This is a genomic window from Leclercia sp. GHBNCSD (genome assembly GCF_055805075.1).
In genome coordinates this window covers 4,127,622-4,145,493 of the sequence record NZ_JBQVYO010000001.1, presented here as the reverse complement: position 1 = coordinate 4,145,493, position 17,872 = coordinate 4,127,622, and the positions used below count along the sequence as shown (strand labels likewise).

The following is a 17,872-nucleotide window of genomic DNA, read 5'->3' as shown; positions in this document are numbered from 1 at the left end:
CCCTCCGGGCAGGTGTGTGCTGAGCCACCACCATAGCGCAATTATTGATCGTCCAGGGATATATCTTTCCTGTTCGACAAATATTTACTTTCAGGCTTTGCACTATTTTGGTGAAAGCGATTTATTTAACGCGCAGTAAATCCGAAAAACGTGTGGTATATCGCGGAGACAACATCTCCCTTTTCATTTGCCACTGCTGCTCTATTCCCTGCCCCGCAAACCAGATTGTTCCGCGCCCTTGTTCATTTAATTTGTCGACGAGAGCCATCAGCTTTTCGCTATTGCGCCGCGGCGGATTTTCATCAAATAAATTAAGCTGCGCGACGCCAGAGCTGAAAAAGTCTCCCAGCATGACGCCCGCTTTTTGATAGCGTAGCCCCTCTCGCCAGATGAGATCCAGACAGCGCGTCGCCGCGTTAATGATGTCCCGGCTGTCTTCGGTTGGCGTCAGCAGTTTGACGGAGGCGCTATTGCCGTAGTAAGGCTCGTTCAGCGCAAACGGCGAAGTCTTCACGAAAGCCGAAATAAACCGGCAGTACTGGTGCTCGGCCCGCAGCTTCTCGGAGGCGCGAGCGGCGTAGCTACAGATGGCCTGGCGCATCGCCTCATAGTCTGAGATCCGCTCCCCGAACGAGCGGGAGCAGATGATCTCCTGCTTGTGCGGGGCAAACTCTTCAAACCCCAGGCAGGACTCGCCGCGCAGCTCGCGGACGGTGCGTTCCAGCACCACGCTGAAATGCTTGCGGATCAGGTCGGTGGGAGTGTTCGCCAGATCCAGCACGGTATGAATGCCCATCGCACTGAGCTTTTTACTCAACCGTCGCCCGACGCCCCATACCTCTTCGACGGGCAGCGCCGCCATCAGCTTGCGCTGACGCTCAACGCCGGATAAATCGACCACGCCCCCGGTCTGCCGCTGCCATTTTTTTGCCGCAAAGTTTGCCAGTTTGGCGAGGGTTTTGGTGGGCGCGATCCCTACCCCGACGGTGAGGTGTGTATGTTGCAGTACCGTTCGGCGGATTTCGCGGCCAAAGGCGTCCAGATTGTAGCAGTTACTGACTCCGGTAAGATCGCAAAACGCCTCATCAATCGAGTAGATCTCGACCCGCGGCGTGAGCTCTTCCAGGGTGGTCATCACCCGATGGCTCATGTCAGCATACAGTTCATAGTTACTGCTGAAGGCGACAATCCCGTGGCGGCGGAAGATCTCTTTCTGTTTGAAATAAGGCGCCCCCATCGTCACCAGCCCTTTCGCCTCGGCGCTGCGGGCAATCACGCAGCCATCGTTATTCGACAGCACCACCACCGGGCGCCCTTTCAGATCCGGGCGAAACACCGTCTCGCACGAAGCATAGAAACTGTTCACATCGACAAGCGCAAACATGATTATTTGCGCCCTTTAACGAACGCAGCAATGCGCGGGAAGGTGAATAGCATAGTCTCAAATCCGTTTAACTGTATATATATACAGTATCAGTGATTTTACGAACAAATCAAGGTGCTTACCGGCACAACGGTTGAGACTATGGTTCAGGTTAATAACCAGAGACGGTTATTTACAGGCCACCAGATCGGCCATCTGCTTAGCATCCGGCAAGCCGACGATCTGCTGCAGGGCGCGATCTTTATTCAGGTAATAGATGGCAGGCGTACCGCTGGCGCCGAGCTGCGTCATCAGCTGCTGGTTATGCTCTATCTGCTTAAACACCGCAGGCGGCGTATTACTCGTCAGCGCCGGTTTGGTTTTACCGTCGCTGCTCTCCATCTCATACCACACTTTAGCCGGATCCTTCGCGGAGAGGATGGCCGCCGCATACTGCGCGCTGTCCGGGCGGATCACGCCCACCAGCAGGGTTGTGGTGTTGATGCTTTTATCCTTGATAAAGGGCTGCGCCTGATGCCAGAACTTATTGCAGTAGGGGCAGAAAGGATCGGCGAATACCACTACCTGACATTTCGCGTCCGCGCTGCCCTCTTTGATCCCCGGCGCGGCGGTGAGCTGTTTCCACATTTCGCGCCCGGCGGGAATATAGATCTCCTCGTTGATGATCTTCTCGCTCAGGTTATTGCCCTGGGCATCATACATATAGCCTGAAACAACATGTTTTTTATCCGGCGTGAGATAGAGCGTGACGCCCATGTCCTGATATTTGCCCAGCCACCCTTCTACGCCGCCGGGCGCGCTGAACGGCTTGATGATTTCAATGCCCTGTTTCTGGATTTGCTTAACAGGTTCGGGTAAATCACCGGGCTGCGCCTGCGTGGCGGCGCTGAACGTCAGAATCAACAGGGACAGGATCTTCTTCATTATTTTTCCTCAGTAAAATCAGATGGTGTAGCCGCCCCGGCCTTCGCCAGCGCGGTCAGTAAGGCCTCTTTGCTCAGCAGGGAGGGCAGAACATGCCCCTGCGGAAGTGAAGGACCAAAAATGGCGTTAAAGGGGATACCGCTGGCGCCGTAGCGCCTCAGGAACTGCTCGATTTCCGCCGAGGGCTGGCTCCAGTTACCCTGCAACAGGACCACGTCGTCGCGGTTTAAAGCCGCCACTACCTCAGGGCGATGAAGCACCATAACCTCATTAACCCGGCAGTTCAGACACCAGTCAGCGGTGATATCTACCAGCACGCGCTTTCTGGCAGTCAGGGCCTCGCTGAGCGCGGCCTCACTCAGCGGCTGCCAGTTGAGGGGAGAATCATCCTTCCCCTGAGGTTGCGGCGCCAGAAACGCATACAGCCCGGCGCCAAACAGGACGCCAAACGCCAGGCTGCGCAGATTCTCTCTGTGATGCGGCATGGCCTTTGCGCAGCGGTAGAGGAACAACGCCACCATCAGGCCGCCGCCAATCAACACATAGCGTGCGCCCCACTCTTTGACCAGCAATGACATCAGCCAGATGCAGGAGCCCAGCATCAGGAGCACCAGCACCAGACGCAGTTTGCCCATCCAGGGGCCGGGCTTCGGCAGCCAGCGCGCCACGCCGGGGGCCATGGCGATCGCCAGCCAGGGAAGGCTCATCCCGATACCCAGCACCAAAAAGACCAGCCACAGTTGATGGACAGGTGCCGCCAGGGCGAAGGTGACGGCCGTGCCGAGGAACGGCGCCGTACAGGGCGTGGCGAGCAGGGTTGCAAACGCGCCTTCCAGGAAACTCCCACCGATGCCGTTCCCACCGGCGGTAGCCAGCCGGGTAGTGAGCGTGGAAGGCAGGCGGATTTCCAGCAGGCCCGCAAGGCTGAAACAAAAAATCCACGTCACCAGCACCATCGCGCCAATAAACCACGGATTCTGGAACTGAAAGCCCCAGCCAATCCAGGCCCCGGACAGCCGAAGACCGGTAACGACCGCCGCCAGCACCAGAAACGAGAAGATGATCCCGCCCGCCGTCGCCAGAAAACGCAGCCGTGTCTGGCGTCGTGTGCTCCCGGCCAGGGTCATCAGCGACGCGAGCTTGATCCCCAGCACCGGCAGCACGCAGGGCATCAGGTTGAGGATCAGGCCACCCACCAGCGCCACGGCCAGGATCTGCCAGAACGTGGTGGAGGGACCGGGGCTGAGCTCAACCGTAAGCTGCTGGCTCTGCGCACCGTCGCTGACCAGCAGTGCGATCTGCTGTAAACCGTCGGCCGCCAGCGGCTCTCCCTGGCTGTCGCTGACGCTAAACCGTGCGGTCAGGGTGTCGCCCTGAACCGCTGTCTGGAGCGGGGCAAGCGTCGCCTCCGTCGGGTTATCGGTGAAGAGTTCGGGCCGGGACCAGCCTTGCGGCGAGGTCAGTTTCACCGTCAGGGTGTCGCGGTCCGTGGCGACGGATTTAACCGCTATCGCGCCGTGTGTCGCAGGAACCGCCCGCATCGCCTCATCCCAGGCGCTGGCAAAGTCCGCCGACGGACCGGCGGCAAGATTGATATCCAGCGGGAACGTGTTAACCACGCAGAGGTTACTGCACAGCGAAAGCGTCAGTTTCCCGCGCAAACGCTGCACCTCATCGGTGGTGATTTCCAGCGGAAACACCACCCGACGGTCGTAGCCGACCGAGCTAAAGCCAGCGGAAGTAAAGCGCACGGGACGCGGCCAGTGCCACTGGGTAGTGGCCCTGGACGCCCACTCTATTACAGGCCGAAAGCCGCCGTCGCCGGGGGTTCGCCAGTAGGTTTTCCACCCTTCATCAGGGGTAACATCCAGCAGCAGGCGAACTTTTCCCTCTGCTGGCGCATCGTGCCAGACCTGCACCTGAGCGTGGGCATTGTCAGGCGTCATCGGCCAGCCCGGTACCGCAGCGCAGGCCGCGGACAGGCTGAACAACAGGAACCACAGGCTCCTGAAAAGCGTTTTCATAGTTTTCTCCGTGAAAAATTGACTAAACAGGCACTGCCATGTCAGTCATTCACGGAAAACGCAGTTTTTGAGATGTATTCGAAGGAGCGGAGGACGGAACAGGATCACCGGCCTCGGCAGGACGCTGATTTTGATCAGCACCGCTAAAACGAGAACCAGCAGACCGGGTAACAGCAGAAGGTTATCAAAATGAAGAGGTTGGGCGGAGAGCAGCGAGTGGGCGCTCAACTCGCAGGGGGACAACCCAGGGGAGGAAAGTTCCTGCGGGCTATGTTCAGTACTCAACGAGAGCGTGGCGGCTTTGACCTGCATGTGATGCAGGATAGCGGCCCGCTGGGTCAGACAGATCAGCATGACAACACAGGCAACGAAAAGCAGCGCGAGGGCTCTCAGTTGCCTGTTTTTATGTTGAGTCGGACCGGTCAGGATAGTCATGGGCAATGAGAATAGTGAGCGACGCCTCTGCGGGCAAGGGGCAATTTGTAAAGTAATGCCAACCGGCGCGCCGCTTCACCAGTAAGTCGCCCAACGCCTGACGCCCCTTTACCCGACCGACATCTCTACCCGCCTGCCCAATTTACGGGCTAACCCTTGTGCGCCGTCGCGCATTACCCGGTGATGATTCCAGCGAAAAACGGGAGCGGCCAGCGGCGCGAGCAGGTTCATCCAGCGGGTAGTGGTGCGAATATCCCAGTCATACCTGACGAGCGTGTTGCCCTCGTGCTCAGAAAAAGACCACACACCGCGCCCTTCCACCTCACCGCTGGCTTCCCCTTCCAGCAGCGAGAGGGGCTGAATGGTGAGCACGTGGATATCAAAGGTTAACCGATACGGAAGCGCCCCCTTCCAGGTATAGCGATGCAGGGCGCCAATTCCCCGGGCATCCCCTCTCTTTAGCTCGATAACCTGCTCCAGGCTTCCCCACCATTCGGGCCACACATCGGGATGCGATAAAATCGCCCAGACCTCCTGGAGCGAGGCCTCCACCCGCCAGAGTGTGGAAAAGGTATAATCAGCCATAGGGCACGCCTTCCAGTGATTGTCTCCTGCATTACGCTTCAGTATGTCGGATAACCGCTAAACGTGCAGGATTGACTGTGGCGGATTCTACATGAGATGCGCCGCCATCTGCCGGGCATCCTCTCCGGCCGGTAAACGGATCGGCGTATCCGGATCCGTTGCCATCTGCCAGATGGCTTTTGCCACATCCTCGGGTAAGGTTACGCTCGCATGCGCATCCTGCATGCCCTGAAAGACACGCTCGCTCAACGCGGCATACTCTGCGGGAATCGATCCCATGATCCGTTGCGCATTTTCGCCGAAACGGGTCGCAGGCGAACGCCCGGGCAGCACCAGGCCCACGCGGATATTAAACGGCGCAAGCTCAATTGCCAGAGATTCGGTGAACGCATTAACCGCCGCCTTACTGGCGGTATAGACCGCAAGCAGCGGCAGCGGTTGAAGGGTGACCGCAGACGTGACATTCACGATCACCCCTGAACGACGTTGTCTGAATTGTGGGAGTACGGCCCGGGTCATGGCGAGAGTGCCAAGCGTGTTGGTTTCAAAAATGTCTCTGACCGCCTCCGGGGAGACACCTTCCAGGGCGTTTAACATCCCCACCCCGGCGTTGTTGACCAGAACATCGATGTCGCCGGCGTCAGCGATCGCCCGATCTATGCTCGGCTGCGAAGTGACATCGAGGCTCAGGAGACGTAAACGCGCGCTCCCGGGAAGAAGATTCTCCTGCGGTGTGCGCATCGTCGCAATCACCTTCCAGCCCTGCTCAAGAAAATACCGTGCGGTTTCCAGACCAAAACCTGATGAACAGCCGGTAATCATAACCGTTTTCATAATCACTCCTGCGTGTGGTTTACCTGAGCACATAATAGACAGCCCTGACTGGACGATATATATTCAAACGTCCGTCATTCTTTAGCAGGAGTCCGGAAATGAGCGATCCGTTAGCCGAAGCCATCGCCATGTTAAAGCTCAAAGCGGTGCTGACAAAAACGGTGACCGGCGCGGGCGCCTGGCGGGTCCGCCGTTCGGATGAGGGGTTGTCATTCTATTGCGCTGTGCTTGAAGGGGCGTGCCGCCTTGAGCGCGAAGGCGATGAGCCCCTCACGCTGCATGCCGGTGACTTTGTTTTAATACCCGCAGCCTACAACTTTGCGTTGACGAGCCTCGTCCCGCCTGCTTCGCCAGGTGTCGATACTATCCCCATCGAAGTGGCAGAGAGACATTTCCGGCTCGGCGATCCCCATGCTGACCCTGAAATGCTGGCGCTGGTTGGTCACTGCATGTCTGAATCACCCGATGCGGGTTTGCTGGTTTCATTGTTGCCCGGGCTTGTGTTTGTGCGTGATGAAAAGCGTCTTTCGCTGCTGGTCGGATTGTTAAAGGATGAAGCCCAGGCGCAACGCTCCGGAAAAGCGTTCATGCTGGCGCGCATGCTGGAACTGCTCTTTATCGAGGCTATCCGCTCTGGCACATCCCTCGCCACGCCCGGATTAGTGCGTGGTCTGGCCGATCCCCGTATCGCCCAGGCGATACGGCTGATACATCAGGAGCCTGCCAGAAAATGGACGGTGCAGGCGCTGGCCAGTCGCTGCGCCCTCTCCCGCTCGATGCTGTTTGAGCGCTTTACGGAGATGACCGGGGTCACGCCGATGGGATACCTGCTCTCCTGGCGCATGACCCTCGCCATGCAACTGCTGTGCGATACCGGCGTCACGGTCGCCGAAGTGGCAGAGCGCACGGGTTACGGCTCCGCCAGCGCATTCAGCGTGGCGTTTACCCGCTATGTCGGTGTGCCGCCGGGGAAATATGCGCAGCATCGCGCGGCGGTTAAACATGTCGGGCTCGCCGACACCGGTTAATCACAGAGCGGGGATTGTCTGAGCTGGGCATCAATTTTCAGGCGGCTCTCCTCTGTCGCCGGGTTAAACACCAGCATCGCCAGATCCGGCCGCCCCTCCACCGCAAAGGTTGAGAATTCAAGCTCTATCGCGCCGGCCTGGGGATGATAGATACGCTTCACCCCCTCACCGTGACTGGCGACATCGTTACTCTGCCACCAGGCAGCAAATTCCGGGCTCTGACGGGAAAGTTCGGCAATCAGGCTGGTGGTTTCCGGCGATGTTCCCGCGCGCGCCACGTCAGCACGAAACGCGTAAACCACCAACCGCGCCACCGCCTGCCAGTCATCCTGCGCCCGGCGTACTGCCGGATCGGTGAACAGGCGGCGCAGAACGTTACGCTCTGTTGCGGGCAGACGCGCATAATCGGTTAAAACGCATGCGGCGGCGCGATTCCAGGCAATGACGTCCCAGGTAATGGTTTTGACGATGACAGGGATGCTCAATGCATCCAGAACCCGCTGTAATCGTGGCGCGATTTCGGCAGAAACGGTGAAACGGGTGCCGGGCGGATGGCCGAATGCCAGCATAAACAGGTGCTTGCGTTCCGGTGAGGTCAGGCGTAGCCCGCTGGCGATACGGTTAAGTACCTCCCGCGACGGCGCACCGCCGCGTCCCTGTTCAAGCCAGGTGTACCAGACCGGGCTGATACTGGCGAGCTGAGCTACCTCTTCACGGCGCAAGCCGGGCGTGCGTCGCCTGCCCGGGCTAAAGCCAAAGGTGGCCGGATCGAGGCGTAAACGTCGCGCCCGCAGAAAATCGCCCAGTGACTGCATAGCAGTGTGCATCGTCGTCATCCTGTTAAGGTTTATACCCTGATAATGTCTCTACTTTTCTCGTCTGACTATAGCGCTACTCTGTTCCGGAACCCTACTCTGGAGGTGTGTTATGCGAGTTTTTCTTACCGGCGCAAGTGGCTTTATTGGCTCCCGGATCCTCACTGAACTGCTGGCGGCCGGACATCAGGTTACCGCGCTCGCCCGCTCGGAGAGCAGCGCGCAGGCGCTCAGGAATACGGGGGCGGAGGTTCATCGCGGAACCCTGGATGACCCCGATACGTTAGCGGCGGGCGCACAGCATGCGGAAGCGGTGATCCATACGGCTTTTGATCATGATTTTCACCGTTTCGTCGAGAACTGTGAAAAGGATCGGCGGGCTATCCATGCCATGGGCCAGGCGCTGAAAGGCAGCGATCGCCCGTTGATTATTACGTCAGGAACCGGCATGGGCGATGACACCGCCACGGCATTAGCGCAGGAAAAGCACTTTAACGCCGGGAACAGCCATCCCCGGGTGGCAACAGAAACTGAAGGCAATGCGCTGCTTGCTGAAGGTGTTAATGTGCAGGTTGTGCGTCTGCCACAGGTGCATGATACCCGGCGCCAGGGCCTCATCACCTGGTATATTCAGCATGCGATTGAGAAAGGCGTTGTAGCCTGCATCGGTGAGGGCGATAACCGCTGGTCAGCGGCGCACGTCAGCGATGTCGCCGCGCTCTACCGACAGGTGCTGGAGCGTGGCGAAAGCGGTAAACGCTACCACGCCGTTGCCGAAGAAGGGGTACCCCTCCGGCAGATCGCCGAAATCATTGCCCACAAGCTCGATCTGCCGTACATCTCGCTCCCCTCCTCAGAGGCTGAAGCGCATTTTGGCTGGTTCGCTATTTTCGCCGCCATAAACCTGCGCGCATCCTCCGCCTGGACACGTCAGCAGTTGGGCTGGCATCCCACCGGCCCCGGCCTGCTCGAGGATCTGGAGAACATGGATTACGCGCCGCTGTTATCCTCCCGCTAGCCACCCCGCCCGGCGTCACCGTTGTGACGCCGGGAAAAGCCCTACCGGTTATACGCCCAGTCAGCCGTTGTTAAGCAGCGCATTCGCGACCGAGCCGCCCTGCTGGCCCGTCGCGCCAAAAACCAGAATCACAGAAGCGTTGTTCATTGTTGCGTACTTCCGAAAAAGGTTGGCGTGTCATTCGCCTCAGTCCAGCGATAGTGCCCATGTTCATCAACACTCAGCCAGCCGCAGGAGGAGCCAGCGAAATGGGCGCTACACCACAGGGCGTTATGTTCCGCACACCATGCCATCGCCCGACGCCGTGACTTTTCCGCCTCGTGATGGTCGCTGCAAAACACCGAATTCCATTCCGGGTGGCTAAACTGCCACGGTGAATGTGCAATATCCCCGGCAAAGAAGGCATATTCGCCGCCCGCAGAGAGGATCAACGCCGCATGATCAGGGCTGTGCCCGGGCATGGGGGTATAAGAAATTCTGCCGCTAAATACCGGCTGCGCGGCCACATCAACGGTTTCCAGCAGGCCCGCGTCAATCACCGGCAACAGGCTGTCGAGCCATAAATTCCGGTAGCGGTCACTGTTTTGTACCCGAATAAGCTCTTTCTCAGAGCAGATATAACGCGCGTTGGGAAACATCGGCACCCAGCGGTTATCCCGCCAGAGAGTGTTCCAGCCAACATGGTCAGTGTGCAGGTGAGTCAGTAATACCAGGGTCACCTCTTCCGGCTTAATGCCCGAGGCCAGAAAATTCTCCAGGTAGCCTGTGTGCAATTGATGGTAAAACGGATTACCACCGCGTTCGCGACCATTACCGGTGCCGGTATCAATCACAATAATATCGTCGGGAGTACGTATGACCCAACTGTGGATCGACAGCGGTACGCTCTGACGGGCCCATTCTGCGTCTGCGGGCCGGAGATAATCAGGATATAACTCCGCTGTTGGTATTTTAATTTCTCGCTCCATGATCTTAAAAATAACCGTGTCGCCTATCCGGTAAGATTGCATAACGCCCTCCGCCTGTTCTCGGCATAGTTGATTTACCAGGTTGAGATTCACTATGCTGCTGGGATAAATAACATTCAAATTGATTAACATGATGAAGAAAATCATTGAAAATGATTTTAACCGGATAGATTTGAATCTCCTGACGGTGTTTCTGGTGTTATACCGGGAAGCGAGCGTCACCCGTACCGCAGAGGTGCTGCATCTTGGGCAACCGGCCATCAGCGGGGCGTTGAAAAGACTACGGGAGATGTTTGATGACCCGCTGTTCGTTCGCGCGGCCCGGGGGATGCTGCCGACACCGCGCGCCGAAGCCTTGATGGTTCATATGCAACCGCTGATGGAAAACCTGCATACCGTCATTTTTGGCGCTCAGGACTTCTCTCCCGCCACGGCAAAACGGACCTTTCGCCTGGGCATAAGCGACTGGAGCGAGCACTGGCTGATGCCGGATCTCCTGCCCGCCATCGCCCATCAGGCACCTGGCGTGGCGCTGCATAGTCTCCCCGCCGATCCCTTTCAGGTACGTCGATTACTGGAGGAGGATGCCATTGATATTGCCGTTTCGCTGAACAAGCAGAGCACGGGAGAGATCGTGAGCGAGCCCGTCATGACAATGGGCGTTTCGACGCTCTGGTCAGCTGAGCAGATCCCCTGTGAAGGGCCCTTGTCGGTAAACCACTTTATCGCTTATGAGCATGTTATGGTGTCGTATCGCGAATCAAGCCACAGTGAAATTGACCGGCAGCTTGCCAGCCAGGGGTTGCAGCGGCGCGTGCGTTACGTGACGGCCAATTTTTCCACCTTTCCTCTGCTGTTAACCACGATGCCCGTTTTCGCCACGGTTCCCGACGGACTGGCCCGACGATGGCAGCAGCATTTTGCTTTACGCACCAGCGCCACGCCCGTGAATTATCCCTCGTTTACGTTGTGTCTGTTGCGCCACAAGCGCCGGGCGCAGGATCCGGCGCTGAACTGGCTGGTGGAGCAGTTAAAAAGAGCCATTCTGCGCGTTTAAGCCCCCCTCACAGGTTGTTGCAGCACCGCGCGGCTCCAGTCATAAAATGCGCGCACCGAAGGCGGTAAATACCTGTTTTGCGGATAGACCAGCGAAAGCGGCAAATCAAAAGAGAGGTTATCCATGCAGGCGATGAGCGCGCCGTTTTGCAGGTAAGGCGCAACCAGATAGCTGGCGACACGGATTACCCCAAGCCCCTGTATACCGGCCTGAATATAGGCGTCGGTATCATCGACAACCAGCGTCTCCTTCATCCGGATCGCGCAATCGCCCTCCTCAAGGGTAAAAAACCAGTCGGTGGTGCGTCCGGTGCGATGGTTGAGATAGCCAACGGCGTAATGCCTTTCCAGATCATCAATATTTTCCGGCTTACCATGGGCGGCAAGGTATGCCGGAGAGGCCAGAACCACCCACTTAAAGTTCGCGAGAGGTCGGGCCACCAGCGTGGTTGAATCGTCGATTCTGCCGGTACGAATCACGCAGTCATACCCTTCCTGAATGATATCTTCGACGTTATCGCTGGAACACAGGATCAACTCCAGCTCAGGATACAGCTGCAGAAACTCCGCTAGCCTCGGGAGAATGCAGTGCCGGGCCAGCGACTGCGGCATCCCCACCTTGAAACGCCCTTTGGGCTGCGCCGCCCGGCCAGGAAAAGAGGATTCTATGGCGGCAATATCAGCCAGCACGCGTTTGCACTCCTCATAGTACCGTCGGCCATCGGCGGTCACGCTGAGTGTGCGGGTGGTTCGCTGCAGAAGCTTGATCCCGAGCCAGGCTTCCAGATCCTTAATCACGCGGGATACCGTTGAACGCGGCAATCCCATCGCTTCGGCTGTCCTGGCGAAGCTATGGGTATCCACCACGCCGACATAGACCTGCATTGCTTCCAGCTTATCCATATTGCCCTCCAGACCGACTGATTATGCCATTTTCACGAACAGTCTAACCCGTCCTCAGCCTCTTATCGCATAAACCACCCTGCCATAAAATGGCCTTAATAGCAGCAAACAAGCTGCTGACAAAGATGAGGAATAAAAATGACAGAGCGCAATGTTAATCAGGGCGAAAAAGTATTGGTGCTGGGAGCGGGACAACTGGGCACCGCCGTACTGGATTTTCTGATCCCGGCAGTCACACGGCGAAACGGCAGCGTCTCGGTTATCGTCTCGCCCGGGTCACTGGATCAACAGGGCAACCTGCTGGCCGATGATCATCAGCGACTGGCTGATTCAGGCGCAACATTTATGGCCGTTGACGTTGCAGCCAGTACGATTGAATCGTTAAAACCCCACTTTGCTGGCTTTGATACGGTGATCAACTGCATGGGTTTTATCGCCGGTGCAGGCACCCAGATAAAAATTACCCGCGCGGTGCTGGAAGCGGGCGTGAGACGCTACTTCCCCTGGCAGTTTGGCGTTAATTACGATGTGGTCGGCAAAGGAAGCGGCCAACCCGTCTGGGACGAGCAGTATGAGGTCAGAACCCTGTTGCGGGAACAGCGCGCGACGGAGTGGGTGATTGTGTCAACCGGTATGTTTACCAGCTTTCTCTTCGAACCGGCGTTTGATGTGGTGAATTTAGCCAACAGAACCCTTCATGCTCTCGGAGGATGGGACACCCAGGTCACCGTGACCTCACCCGCGGATATTGGCCGGCTGACCACGGCGATCTATTTGCAGCAGCCGCGTATCGTCAACGAGGTGGTCTTTGTCGCGGGGGAAACGACCTCCTATGGCAAACTGGCGGAAACGGTTGAACGCGTGACAAAACAGACCTTCGCGAAAAGCGTATTCACGCTGCCCGCCTTACAGGAAGAACTGCGTTTACAGCCGGATGATCCGATGCTGCGCTATCGCGTCGCCTTTGCCCGGGGAGAGGGAGTGTGGTGGCCGATGAGTGAAACCTGGAATGCGCGGAACAATCTGCCCACGCAGGATATTGCCTCCTGGCTCAAAACGGCCATTTAACGTTTGTCTTCCGGCCTCAGGCGCTGGCTTTAGCCAGCCGCCTGTCACGCCCCGGCGGCACGCCATACATCCGGGCATATTCCCGGGTGAACTGCGACACGCTGGCATAGCCTACCCTGTAGGCCGCCTGGGCAATGGCAGTTCCTTCTGTCAGCATCAGCCGACGGGCGTGGATCAGGCGCAGCTGTTTCTGAAACTGTAACGGCGAGGTGGTGGTGATAGCCCGGAAATGTTGATGGAACACGGAAACGCTCATTCCCGCCACGCCGGCAAGCTCTTCAACGCTTATCGTGCGGGTAAAATCCTTACGCAAAACCGCGACCGCGCGGCTGATGCGTGCGGAATAGCTCTCTGCTGCGCCAAGGGCACGGATAGCCGCCCCGTGTACGCTGCGAAGTAGCCAGTAATGCAGCTCTCTGCGTAATCCCTCACCCAGGACCGCCAGCGCAGGCGGGTCGTCAAACAGTCTTGCCAGCCGGTAAGCGGCATCCGCCACCCCGGCATTCATTGGTTCAATGCCGACGTAAGGCCCGTCACCCTGCCCTGCGGGTGCCAGCGCCTGAAGCTCACGCAGGATGGCAGTATCCAGCTCGAGCACCAGGGAATAGTAGGGATGGCGAAGGCTGGCCTGGGTAATCTGGCTGATCGTCGGCACATCCGCAGCAATCACCATCGCCTCGCCCGGGCCATAGTCAAAACGTTCAGTACCGGTTGTGACGCATTTGCGTCCCTGCAACAGCATCGCAATCAGCGGTCTGTTGATGGCCGCCTGCAAATCGCCGGGATGCAAAGCCCGGACAATCGTCAACCCCGGAACCGGCGTAACAGCAACCCCGCTACGGTCAGCGTGCGTATCAGCATAGCGGCGGCAAAGCTCGAACAGTGCAGCAGGCATAGGATCCTTTCGGGCAAGTTTTTTAACGATAGTATGTGATAACTGGCGACAGAACACCCCCTGGAAGAGAAATGGGCAAAACTTCACAAGGATCGGGCAATGGCCACAGAGGGGCTTCTCCTACTGTAGTGATACCACTCAACAGACAGGAGCTGTCATGAATAAAATCGCACTTATCACCGGCGCCAACCGTGGCCTCGGCCGTCGTACCGCCCTCGCCATTGCACAACAGGGGGGTGATGTCATTGTCGCTTACAGAGGAAACACCGAGCAGGCTGAAGCGGTTGTCGCGGAGATCCGCGCGCTGGGACGCAAAGCGATTGCCCTCCAGCTTGATATGGCGCAGACGGCAAGTTTCCCGCGCTTTGCTGAAACATTGCGCACGCAGCTTGCTGAAGTCTGGGCGCGCGACACCTTCGATCATCTGATTAACAACGCCGGTCACGGTGAGTTTGCTACCCTGGCCGATACCACCGAAGCGCAGTTCGACGGGTTGTTCGACGTTCACGTCAAAGGGGTGTTTTTCCTGGTGCAGGCGCTGCTGCCGATGCTGGCCGACGGCGGGCGGATCGTTAACTTTTCGTCCGGTTTGACCCGGGTTTCCTACCCGGGATTCTCGGCCTACGCCGCGGCAAAAGCGGCGGTTGAGATGCTGGGCGTGTATATGGCCCGCGAGCTGGGCGGGCGCGGTATCACCGTCAATACCGTCGCGCCAGGGGCCATTGAGACCGATTTCGGCGGCGGCCTGGTGCGCGACAACGCCGATGTTAACGCACAGTTTGCCGCCATGACCGCGCTCGGGCGTGTCGGCGTTCCCGATGATATCGGACCGATGGTCGCCAGCCTGCTGCGTGACGACAACCGGTGGGTGACTGCCCAGCGTATCGAGGTGTCGGGCGGACAGACCATCTGATCCCCACGCCATAAGAACCGGGTCTGGCCTCAGCGCGGAAGTAACGGCGCCAGGGCCAGCCTCGCCAGGCGCACGGTCTCCTGCAGACGCGCCAGACTATCCCCTGCCCGTGCTTTCGCCGACAGTCCCGCCATCAATGTGCTGATAAAGTCGGTCAGCCGAACGGCTTCGTGCGGATAGTATTGGGCAATATAGGCCCGGATAGTCTCTTCTGCGGCAGCGTGCAATTCGCTTGCCGCCTCGCGGGCAGGCCGATCGTTGCAATGGATCCCTTCCAGCACCAGGCACCCGGCCGCCGCCGGATCGTTCACATAGCGTTTTGCCGCGTCGTGCAGAACATCCATCAGGCACTGCACCACCGGGCGGTCGTGACGCAGGAGTTCAGTAAAGGGGATCGCGCCAGTATGGCTATACCGCTCCAGCACCCGGGTGTAAAGCCCCAACTTGCTGCCAAAAGCGGCATAGAAGCTGGGGGGATTAATGCCGAACGCCTTCGTCAGATCGGCCACACTCACCGCGTCATAACCCTGCGAGTGAAAGAGGTGTTGGGCAGTTTCAATGGCCTGCTCAGGATCGAACCGGCGAGGTCGTCCTGGGGTACGGCTCTTTTTTGTAGTGATCACTACATTACTCCTTGACGGCACATGTAGCCGACGCATATTGTAATGACCACTACAATATCATAAGGAACGTTTTATGGCTGCACTGCAAAAGAGATCGGTACTGGTTTTAGGCGGAAGTCGTGGCATTGGCGCGGCTATCGTCAGGCGCTTTGCCTCCGAGGGCGCATCGGTGGTGTTCAGCTATGCGGGATCGCCAGACGCCGCCGCGCAGCTGGCCGCTGAAACCGGAAGCGTGGCGGTACAGACCGACAGCGCCGACCGGGATGCGGTAATTAAACTCGTGCGTGACAGCGGGCCGCTGGATGTTCTGGTCGTCAACTCAGGCATTGCGCTCTTTGACGATGCGCTGGAGCAGGATAGCGACGCCGTCGATCGCCTCTTCCGGATCAACATTCACGCGCCTTACCATGCCGCGGTTGAGGCGGCCCGGCAAATGCCGGACGGCGGACGCATTATTGTCATCGGTTCCGTGAATGGCGATCGCATGCCCATTCCGGGGATGGCCTCTTATGCGGTCAGTAAATCGGCACTGCAAGGACTGGCGCGCGGCCTGGCGCGTGACTTTGGCCCACGCGGGATCACGGTTAACGTCGTACAGCCCGGCCCCATCGATACCGATGCGAATCCAGAGAATGGCCCCATGAAGGAGCTGATGCACAGCTTTATGGCAATTAAACGACACGGGCGTCCTGAGGAAGTGGCGGGCATGGTCGCCTGGCTGGCGAGCCCGGAGGCGTCATTCGTGACAGGCGCCATGCACACCATCGACGGCGCCTTTGGCGCATAATCTTTCAGAGGGAGGGGTCAGCGAGGCGCTTGACGAAGCGCTCGGAATAATGTTTGCCGGCGGTAATACGCAGGATAAATCAAAGCATCATCATCATTTCATGCCATGCCATCCCGCCGTGATCGGACTCCGACGGCCTGATATAGCGGTAGCCAAAATGGGCGTACAGATCGACATGGCGATCTTTACACATCAGGTGAATGGTCTTTTTATGCATTGCCTTCATGCGTGACACGAATTCACGCATCAGCAATGACGAATAGCCTTGTCCCTGAAAATCCGGATGTACCACCACGGACATGATTACTGCGTTTGGGGCATCCGGATCGTGGCCCACCAGTTCTTTAAACGCTTCGTCGGACATCACCACGTCCCATGCACAGCCCGCATTAATGAATCCAATGACTTCGCCCTCCAGCGTTATGCACAGAAAGCCTTCCGGGTAGCGATTAATGCGGGTTGCAATTTTTTCGCGCGTTGCCGCTTCATCCCCTTCATAGGACATCCTTTCAATCTCATGGCAACGATCAATGTCAGCTGCGGTTGCCTGGCGGAATACCGGGGTAGTCATATTTTTGCCTCTTCGTCATGTTGTGGGCGACAGAATACCTTGTTCCCGGCATGTTTGTGCTGCATGTTATGCAATAATAAACTGCATAATATGCACTTAACCGGATTCCGGGAAAATATGTATTCACCCCTACGTAAGCTCGATATGAATCTACTGCTGGTTTTCGATTCACTCTACCGGCACGGTAGCGTCACGGCTGCCGCCAATGAGCAAGCGCTTAGCCCTTCGGCGCTGAGCCATGCCCTGAACCGCCTGCGGGTCGCGCTTGCAGATCCGCTGTTCGTGCGTACCGGCGGTCGGATGGTGCCCACGGCCAAAGCGGAAAGCATCGCGGCGAAGGTTTCCGGGGCGTTAGGCAGCCTCTCTTCCTGCCTGCTCGAGTCTGGGGATTTCGAAGCGGAAAAAAGCCGGGAGACATTCACCTTTGCCGTAACGGACTACACCGCCGCGGTGATCCTGCCCGCGCTGGTGGCACGGGTCAATCAGCTGGCGCCAGGCATCACCCTTAAGCTTGTCTATTCGCGGGATTTTAATGCCGATGACGATCTGCTGTCGGGTAAGGTCGATTTTGCCCTGGGGTTCGAAGAGGAGCAAAAGCCCTCCCGACGCGGCATCGAATCCATGACCTGTTTTACCGATGACTATGTCGTTGCCGTGCGCCGTGGTCATCCGCATATCCAGGATTTGCTGACGCAGGAAGGTTACCTGAGTGCCGGGCATGTGGTGGTGCGCCCGTGGCTGGAAAGCCGCGGGATGATCGATCGTTATCTGGAAAGCCAGCAGGTACGTCGCCGGATCGTCGTGGAACTTCCCAGTCTGATGATCGCCCCTCTGATTGTTTCCCAGTCCGATCTGGCGATCACGCTGCCCAAAAGAGGAATAGCGTCGATCTTTGATATGAAAAACCTGATGGTTTTTGCTCCCCCTTTCCCGACACCGCAGTACATCCTGAAGGCCTATTACAGCCCTACGCTGGGTAACTCACCCGGACATGTGTGGATGAGGGAGCAAATTCTGGCGATATGCGATCGGTAAGATCCG

At 57.9% G+C, this 17,872-nt stretch carries 19 protein-coding genes and 1 pseudogene; 7 read left to right on the top strand and 13 right to left on the bottom strand.

The window, feature by feature from the left end:
- Window positions 1–121: 121 nt before the first annotated feature.
- The 6 genes from ACT3IC_RS19800 to ACT3IC_RS19775 all read right to left on the bottom strand — a co-directional run bounded on the left by ACT3IC_RS19800 (window position 122) and on the right by ACT3IC_RS19775 (window position 6,186).
- Window positions 122–1,384, bottom strand: coding sequence for a Y-family DNA polymerase (locus tag ACT3IC_RS19800; protein ID WP_103179754.1), 1,263 nt, complete (start codon window positions 1,382–1,384; stop codon window positions 122–124).
- A gap of 168 nt (window positions 1,385–1,552) precedes the next feature.
- Window positions 1,553–2,308, bottom strand: coding sequence for a thiol:disulfide interchange protein DsbG (gene dsbG, locus ACT3IC_RS19795; protein WP_103179755.1), 756 nt, complete (start codon window positions 2,306–2,308; stop codon window positions 1,553–1,555).
- A complete protein-coding gene (locus ACT3IC_RS19790) occupies window positions 2,308–4,332 on the bottom strand; it encodes a protein-disulfide reductase DsbD family protein (protein WP_263950761.1) in 2,025 nt (674 codons plus the stop codon). The genes dsbG and ACT3IC_RS19790 overlap by 1 nt, the downstream gene beginning before the upstream one ends.
- Before the next feature lie 45 nt (window positions 4,333–4,377).
- On the bottom strand, window positions 4,378–4,767 hold the full coding sequence (locus ACT3IC_RS19785; protein WP_197431802.1) for a copper-binding protein: 390 nt from the start codon (window positions 4,765–4,767) through the stop codon (window positions 4,378–4,380).
- A 108-nt stretch (window positions 4,768–4,875) separates the two neighbouring features.
- Window positions 4,876–5,352 carry an SRPBCC family protein gene (locus ACT3IC_RS19780; RefSeq protein WP_103179757.1) on the bottom strand — a complete coding sequence of 159 codons (477 nt, stop codon included), beginning with the start codon at window positions 5,350–5,352 and terminating at the stop codon, window positions 4,876–4,878.
- Window positions 5,353–5,439: 87 nt separating this feature from the next.
- Window positions 5,440–6,186: an SDR family oxidoreductase gene (locus ACT3IC_RS19775; RefSeq protein WP_156654587.1), complete on the bottom strand. Its 747-nt coding sequence runs from the start codon at window positions 6,184–6,186 to the stop codon at window positions 5,440–5,442.
- Between the two features lie 98 nt (window positions 6,187–6,284).
- On the opposite strand from ACT3IC_RS19775, the gene ACT3IC_RS19770 reads away from it, so the two are divergent.
- Entirely contained in the window at window positions 6,285–7,214 is a 930-nt protein-coding gene (locus ACT3IC_RS19770) for an AraC family transcriptional regulator (RefSeq protein WP_103179759.1), read from the top strand.
- On the opposite strand, the gene ACT3IC_RS19765 is transcribed toward ACT3IC_RS19770, so the two are convergent.
- On the bottom strand, window positions 7,211–8,041 hold the full coding sequence (locus ACT3IC_RS19765) for a helix-turn-helix transcriptional regulator (RefSeq protein WP_420193839.1): 831 nt from the start codon (window positions 8,039–8,041) through the stop codon (window positions 7,211–7,213). The genes ACT3IC_RS19770 and ACT3IC_RS19765 overlap by 4 nt on opposite strands.
- Window positions 8,042–8,141: 100 nt before the next feature.
- Here ACT3IC_RS19765 and ACT3IC_RS19760 point away from each other — a divergent pair, with 100 nt between their 5' ends.
- Window positions 8,142–9,047, top strand: a complete 906-nt coding sequence (locus ACT3IC_RS19760) for an SDR family oxidoreductase (protein ID WP_214422034.1) — start codon at window positions 8,142–8,144, stop codon at window positions 9,045–9,047.
- Window positions 9,048–9,110: 63 nt separating this feature from the next.
- On the opposite strand, the pseudogene ACT3IC_RS19755 reads toward ACT3IC_RS19760, so the two are convergent.
- Both ACT3IC_RS19755 and ACT3IC_RS19750 read right to left on the bottom strand, forming a co-directional pair.
- Window positions 9,111–9,194: pseudogene (locus ACT3IC_RS19755) on the bottom strand (hypothetical protein); the annotation flags it as partial.
- Window positions 9,191–10,057, bottom strand: a complete 867-nt coding sequence (locus ACT3IC_RS19750) for an MBL fold metallo-hydrolase (protein ID WP_214422599.1) — start codon at window positions 10,055–10,057, stop codon at window positions 9,191–9,193. The pseudogene ACT3IC_RS19755 and the gene ACT3IC_RS19750, both read right to left, overlap by 4 nt.
- A gap of 91 nt (window positions 10,058–10,148) precedes the next feature.
- On the opposite strand from ACT3IC_RS19750, the gene ACT3IC_RS19745 reads away from it, so the two are divergent.
- Complete coding sequence (locus tag ACT3IC_RS19745; RefSeq protein WP_420193844.1) at window positions 10,149–11,072, top strand: LysR family transcriptional regulator; 924 nt, start codon at window positions 10,149–10,151, stop codon at window positions 11,070–11,072.
- Here ACT3IC_RS19745 and ACT3IC_RS19740 read toward each other — a convergent pair.
- Window positions 11,069–11,974, bottom strand: a complete 906-nt coding sequence (locus ACT3IC_RS19740; RefSeq protein WP_156654590.1) for a LysR family transcriptional regulator — start codon at window positions 11,972–11,974, stop codon at window positions 11,069–11,071. The two genes, ACT3IC_RS19745 and ACT3IC_RS19740, sit on opposite strands and share 4 nt — an antisense overlap.
- Window positions 11,975–12,112: 138 nt before the next feature.
- Between ACT3IC_RS19740 and ACT3IC_RS19735 the strand changes: the two genes are divergently transcribed.
- Window positions 12,113–13,042 (top strand): aromatic alcohol reductase, encoded by a 930-nt coding sequence (locus ACT3IC_RS19735; RefSeq protein ID WP_159339380.1) that lies wholly within the window; start codon window positions 12,113–12,115, stop codon window positions 13,040–13,042.
- A gap of 16 nt (window positions 13,043–13,058) precedes the next feature.
- On the opposite strand, the gene ACT3IC_RS19730 is transcribed toward ACT3IC_RS19735, so the two are convergent.
- On the bottom strand, window positions 13,059–13,937 hold the full coding sequence (locus ACT3IC_RS19730; RefSeq protein WP_220436198.1) for an AraC family transcriptional regulator: 879 nt from the start codon (window positions 13,935–13,937) through the stop codon (window positions 13,059–13,061).
- A 157-nt stretch (window positions 13,938–14,094) separates the two neighbouring features.
- Here ACT3IC_RS19730 and ACT3IC_RS19725 point away from each other — a divergent pair, with 157 nt between their 5' ends.
- On the top strand, window positions 14,095–14,850 hold the full coding sequence (locus tag ACT3IC_RS19725) for an SDR family NAD(P)-dependent oxidoreductase (RefSeq protein WP_103179765.1): 756 nt from the start codon (window positions 14,095–14,097) through the stop codon (window positions 14,848–14,850).
- Between the two features lie 29 nt (window positions 14,851–14,879).
- Here ACT3IC_RS19725 and ACT3IC_RS19720 read toward each other — a convergent pair whose 3' ends face one another.
- Window positions 14,880–15,470, bottom strand: coding sequence for a TetR/AcrR family transcriptional regulator (locus ACT3IC_RS19720; protein WP_159339649.1), 591 nt, complete (start codon window positions 15,468–15,470; stop codon window positions 14,880–14,882).
- 76 nt (window positions 15,471–15,546) lie between these two features.
- On the opposite strand from ACT3IC_RS19720, the gene bdcA reads away from it, so the two are divergent.
- On the top strand, window positions 15,547–16,260 hold the full coding sequence (gene bdcA, locus ACT3IC_RS19715; RefSeq protein ID WP_159339381.1) for an SDR family oxidoreductase: 714 nt from the start codon (window positions 15,547–15,549) through the stop codon (window positions 16,258–16,260).
- A 79-nt stretch (window positions 16,261–16,339) separates the two neighbouring features.
- On the opposite strand, the gene ACT3IC_RS19710 is transcribed toward bdcA, so the two are convergent.
- A complete protein-coding gene (locus ACT3IC_RS19710; RefSeq protein ID WP_103179767.1) occupies window positions 16,340–16,831 on the bottom strand; it encodes a GNAT family N-acetyltransferase in 492 nt (163 codons plus the stop codon).
- Between the two features lie 117 nt (window positions 16,832–16,948).
- On the opposite strand from ACT3IC_RS19710, the gene ACT3IC_RS19705 reads away from it, so the two are divergent.
- Window positions 16,949–17,866: a LysR family transcriptional regulator gene (locus ACT3IC_RS19705; protein WP_159339382.1), complete on the top strand. Its 918-nt coding sequence runs from the start codon at window positions 16,949–16,951 to the stop codon at window positions 17,864–17,866.
- Window positions 17,867–17,872: the final 6 nt, after the last annotated feature.

Bases quoted from the DNA above. Each gene is read 5' to 3' on its own strand.
- bdcA (WP_159339381.1), top strand. From the start codon at position 15,547: ATGGCTGCACTGCAAAAGAGATCGGTACTGGTTTTAGGCGGAAGTCGT.
- dsbG (WP_103179755.1), bottom strand. From the start codon at position 2,308: ATGAAGAAGATCCTGTCCCTGTTGATTCTGACGTTCAGCGCCGCCACG.
- ACT3IC_RS19735 (WP_159339380.1), top strand. From the start codon at position 12,113: ATGACAGAGCGCAATGTTAATCAGGGCGAAAAAGTATTGGTGCTGGGA.
- ACT3IC_RS19780 (WP_103179757.1), bottom strand. From the start codon at position 5,352: ATGGCTGATTATACCTTTTCCACACTCTGGCGGGTGGAGGCCTCGCTC.
- ACT3IC_RS19740 (WP_156654590.1), bottom strand. From the start codon at position 11,974: ATGGATAAGCTGGAAGCAATGCAGGTCTATGTCGGCGTGGTGGATACC.
- ACT3IC_RS19790 (WP_263950761.1), bottom strand. From the start codon at position 4,332: ATGAAAACGCTTTTCAGGAGCCTGTGGTTCCTGTTGTTCAGCCTGTCC.
- ACT3IC_RS19705 (WP_159339382.1), top strand. From the start codon at position 16,949: ATGTATTCACCCCTACGTAAGCTCGATATGAATCTACTGCTGGTTTTC.
- ACT3IC_RS19775 (WP_156654587.1), bottom strand. From the start codon at position 6,186: ATGAAAACGGTTATGATTACCGGCTGTTCATCAGGTTTTGGTCTGGAA.
- ACT3IC_RS19765 (WP_420193839.1), bottom strand. From the start codon at position 8,041: ATGCACACTGCTATGCAGTCACTGGGCGATTTTCTGCGGGCGCGACGT.
- ACT3IC_RS19710 (WP_103179767.1), bottom strand. From the start codon at position 16,831: ATGACTACCCCGGTATTCCGCCAGGCAACCGCAGCTGACATTGATCGT.
- ACT3IC_RS19745 (WP_420193844.1), top strand. From the start codon at position 10,149: ATGAAGAAAATCATTGAAAATGATTTTAACCGGATAGATTTGAATCTC.
- ACT3IC_RS19785 (WP_197431802.1), bottom strand. From the start codon at position 4,767: ATGACTATCCTGACCGGTCCGACTCAACATAAAAACAGGCAACTGAGA.
- ACT3IC_RS19725 (WP_103179765.1), top strand. From the start codon at position 14,095: ATGAATAAAATCGCACTTATCACCGGCGCCAACCGTGGCCTCGGCCGT.
- ACT3IC_RS19800 (WP_103179754.1), bottom strand. From the start codon at position 1,384: ATGTTTGCGCTTGTCGATGTGAACAGTTTCTATGCTTCGTGCGAGACG.
- ACT3IC_RS19770 (WP_103179759.1), top strand. From the start codon at position 6,285: ATGAGCGATCCGTTAGCCGAAGCCATCGCCATGTTAAAGCTCAAAGCG.
- ACT3IC_RS19730 (WP_220436198.1), bottom strand. From the start codon at position 13,937: ATGCCTGCTGCACTGTTCGAGCTTTGCCGCCGCTATGCTGATACGCAC.
- ACT3IC_RS19760 (WP_214422034.1), top strand. From the start codon at position 8,142: ATGCGAGTTTTTCTTACCGGCGCAAGTGGCTTTATTGGCTCCCGGATC.
- ACT3IC_RS19750 (WP_214422599.1), bottom strand. From the start codon at position 10,057: ATGCAATCTTACCGGATAGGCGACACGGTTATTTTTAAGATCATGGAG.